General features: G+C 43.4%; 4 protein-coding genes. 3 read left to right on the forward strand and 1 reads right to left on the reverse strand.

Features of this window, described 5'->3' with window-relative positions; all coding sequences use genetic code 11:
- Positions 1–236 precede the first annotated feature (236 nt).
- Entirely contained in the window at positions 237–980 is a 744-nt protein-coding gene (locus AC4PME_RS20510) for a sulfite exporter TauE/SafE family protein (RefSeq protein WP_332311119.1), read from the forward strand.
- Between the two features lie 4 nt (positions 981–984).
- Here the strand turns inward: AC4PME_RS20510 and AC4PME_RS20515 are convergent, their stop codons facing one another.
- On the reverse strand, positions 985–1227 hold the full coding sequence (locus tag AC4PME_RS20515; protein WP_119502841.1) for a DUF2798 domain-containing protein: 243 nt from the start codon (positions 1225–1227) through the stop codon (positions 985–987).
- Between AC4PME_RS20515 and AC4PME_RS20520 the strand changes: the two genes are divergently transcribed.
- Positions 1219–1479: a hypothetical protein gene (locus tag AC4PME_RS20520; protein ID WP_491045213.1), complete on the forward strand. Its 261-nt coding sequence runs from the start codon at positions 1219–1221 to the stop codon at positions 1477–1479. The genes AC4PME_RS20515 and AC4PME_RS20520 overlap by 9 nt on opposite strands.
- A gap of 225 nt (positions 1480–1704) precedes the next feature.
- Positions 1705–3063 carry a tyrosine-type recombinase/integrase gene (locus AC4PME_RS20525; protein ID WP_491529752.1) on the forward strand — a complete coding sequence of 453 codons (1359 nt, stop codon included), beginning with the start codon at positions 1705–1707 and terminating at the stop codon, positions 3061–3063.
- Positions 3064–3475 lie beyond the last annotated feature (412 nt).

Genomic DNA, 3475 nt, shown 5'->3' on the forward strand with positions numbered 1-3475 from the left:
TGAATATCAGCTGGTCATTATGCAAAACCGGTTCACGGTAATAACCCGGAGTCGCCATGGCCTGCGATACAGAGAGGGCAAGCAGCACTGCTATGCTGCACGCGAGTCGTTTGCTCTTCATTCGTTTCATGGTTTGTTCCCTGTTGTAAGTGCTTTATAATTTATTTTTTCATCCCCGCCTCAACGCTGACGCTTTTTTATTCTTCGTCAGAGAAGTCAATCTGAGGAGCTTCTTTTTGTTTATCGAACAACTTTCATTTACAGACATCAGTATCGTGCTGGCAATTGGCTTTATGGTCGGTCTGGCCAAGGCCGGCATCCATGGTACATCTCTGCTGTCAGTTCCCTTACTTGCCATACTGTTCGGCGGAAAAGGTTCTTCCGGCATCATGCTGCCAATGCTGATTGCCGCTGATGTTTTTGCAGTCTATCACTATCACAGACACGCAAACTGGCAGTTTCTGATGAAACTGTTTCCTCCTGCGATTGCCGGAGTATTGCTTGGCACGTGGCTGGGCGACCACATCGACGACGGTATGTTCATGCGGGTCATGGCGGTGATTATTTTCGCCAGTGTGGCGTTAATGCTATGGCTGGAAAAGCGAAAAGCCGACGTACCTGATAATACGACGTTTGCTCTGCTGACCGGTGTCATGGGGGGATTCACCACTATGGTGGGCAATCTGGCCGGCTCTGTGATGGCTGTTTACCTGCTGAGTATGCGGTTACCTAAAAATGTATTTATTGGTACTGCTGCCTGGTTTTTCCTTGTCATCAACCTGTTTAAAGTCCCTTTTCATGTTTTTGTGTGGGAGACCATCAGTTGGGAAAGCCTGAAATTGAATTTGCTCGCACTGCCACTCATCATTGCAGGGGTATATTGCGGGATCTGGCTGGTAAAACGTATCAGTGAAGCTCACTACCGCTGGCTGGTTATCATCATGACCTTACTCGCAGCACTGGCGTTACTGCCGGGTTAACCCTTCACCTCTGCGCAGCCACCTCTGTTGCCACAAGGCGCATAACGATGCGCTTGACTACCGGCGACACCACCATAATCACAGGAAAAGCGATGGCAAACGTCAGCGGCCAGGAATTCAGCCAGCTAACAATCAGCACGTCTGTAAAACCGATATTAATTGTTGTTACTACCAGCGACATAATGCCGGACATAAAGAAAGCCATGAATAATGCAAAAACCACCGGTGCATAACGGGGATGAATCATAGAAGAACCTTTGAAATAAAAAATGAAGAGATGCGTGATGCGATGCACACTATAGCACAGAGGCTGTCGCGATATTACTTTGTGATTAAAAAGTATGCTAACTTAAAAGTAATGACACCACCGGAGACGGAAATGAAAACCTGGGAAGAGCATAAAAAGCAAATGGCAGCTGATGAAAGACGGGAGTGGATTCTGGCTCTGGCAGTCACAGCAGTTATTTTTCCGCTCATTGCCGTGCTTTTCATTTTTTAGGTAAGGCGCCGGAACGGATGGTATTTTCAGGTTCCGGAATCAAAAAAGCCCCGCTTACGCGAGGCTTCTAAGAATGGTGCCCAGAGGCGGGATCGAACCACCGACACGCGGATTTTCAATAGACAGCTTAGCCATAAAAATGATATAAATCAAAAACCTAATTAAAACATAAAATAGCTTTGCAAATTCTTTGCAAATCAACATATAACCTGTTCTACTAGCAGCATGGCTAAACAGATTGCTAGACATGACATAAACGACACGCTGTACATCTTCAAACAAGATAACAGCGAACGTTGGTATGCGCGATTTGTACTGTTCAATACGTGGTACTGCAAATCAACTAAAAAGAAAGATAAAGACGAAGCCATCGCTATGGCACATCGAATATTTCTCGACCACGAAATCCGAATCGAAACCAAAACGCTAGTTCAAAGCAAAAGATTCCGGTATGTAGCGGAAAGAGTTATTGAAAAACTTGAACGAGAGCTTAATGTCACCTCTCCTGAAAAACCCAAGGAACGAATCCCTGAGACCTTGATTGACTTTATAGAGAGCCAGGAAGGGAACAAAAATACCGAAAAGAAATTTCGTCATGACTACTCCCTAGCTCTCCGCAAATATCACATCCCCTACTTTGACAGAACATACGTTACATCGATAGACCAAGACGCCATTAAAAAATTTGATGAGTGGCGTATTAAACAATTCGGCAGAACACCGGCTTCATCAACGTTAAAGACCCATAATGCTGCGCTTAACTTAGTGTTTAAAGAAGCTATTGAACACAAGTGGATGATACCGATACAAGTGCCAGTATTGTCGTCGAAAGGTAAATCTGGAACACGCCGAGCCGCATTCTCAGAAGAAGAGTATGACGCTGTAATTGATGGTATTTACGAAAGTGAACGTAACGCTCACACCGAGAAGACAAGGCAAATCAGAGAGCTGCTTTATGATTACTGTGAGATTGCAGTAAATACCGGCATCCGTCCGGGCACAGAGATGGAAAGCATCACCTGGGGTGATATAGAACTAAAAGCCCAAGGAAGTAAAGCACAGTTCTTTATCAACGTACGCAAAGGTAAAACAACTAAACACACTGGCACACGAAAAATCGTCTGCAAAAAAGATGTCATTGGCGCGATATCCCGACTCCGCGAACGGTTTCCACATAGAACACCAAGTCAAAAATTATTCCGATTGGCTAACGGTGAAACAACACCACAGTTAGGCAAGGCATTTGAAAAGGTTCTTCAGAATAACAACCTTAAAACGCATTCAGATGTACCAAGGACACTATACTCGTTACGCCACACATACATTACATGGCAACTGCTGGCAGGCACAAGCATGGACGTTATTGCTAAACAGTGTGGTACTAGTGTTGCCATGATTGAACAACATTACAGTCATGTAAGACCTGAGATGTTTGCCGACGAATTATCAGGTGTAACTTTCGATAAAGCTAAGCCAAAGCCCGTTTCGAATAAAACACTAGAAAGGCGAGCTAAGACTGCTGAGCGCGACGAAAAACGTTTTAAAGAATGGGCGGCAGAATACAAGCACAGGGGTTGTATTTAAGTTTATTGATACGATTTTCACGAGATATTGACGAAATGATTTCCAAGCCGTATAGATTTTCTCCTCACCGATACAAATAGACACCCAAACAACTTGATTAAAAAACAACCAACACATAAAGTATGTGTACGCAGCAAGTGTTCACACAGATTAAGTATAGTTACACTGAAAAAGTAAGCCCTCTAACTTATGCACTATTAATTTTATTAATTTGAAAAAGGATTTAATTAATGAAATACAAAATTGTAAGCACCTTAACCACATCATCATTTTCAGTATTTTACGAACTTGAAGGACATGATATCAACCTCAGTTACAATGGAGATAGCACATACAAATCAACTGATTACGTAGAAGCCCGAATTCAGATAATAAGTGCACCACTCATGGTTAATGGGTGACAGACGATCAA

Source organism: Alteromonas sp. (genome assembly GCF_984505615.1).

Bases quoted from the DNA above. Each gene is read 5' to 3' on its own strand.
- AC4PME_RS20520 (WP_491045213.1), top strand. From the start codon at position 1,219: ATGAATCATAGAAGAACCTTTGAAATAAAAAATGAAGAGATGCGTGAT.
- AC4PME_RS20515 (WP_119502841.1), bottom strand. From the start codon at position 1,227: ATGATTCATCCCCGTTATGCACCGGTGGTTTTTGCATTATTCATGGCT.
- AC4PME_RS20525 (WP_491529752.1), top strand. From the start codon at position 1,705: ATGGCTAAACAGATTGCTAGACATGACATAAACGACACGCTGTACATC.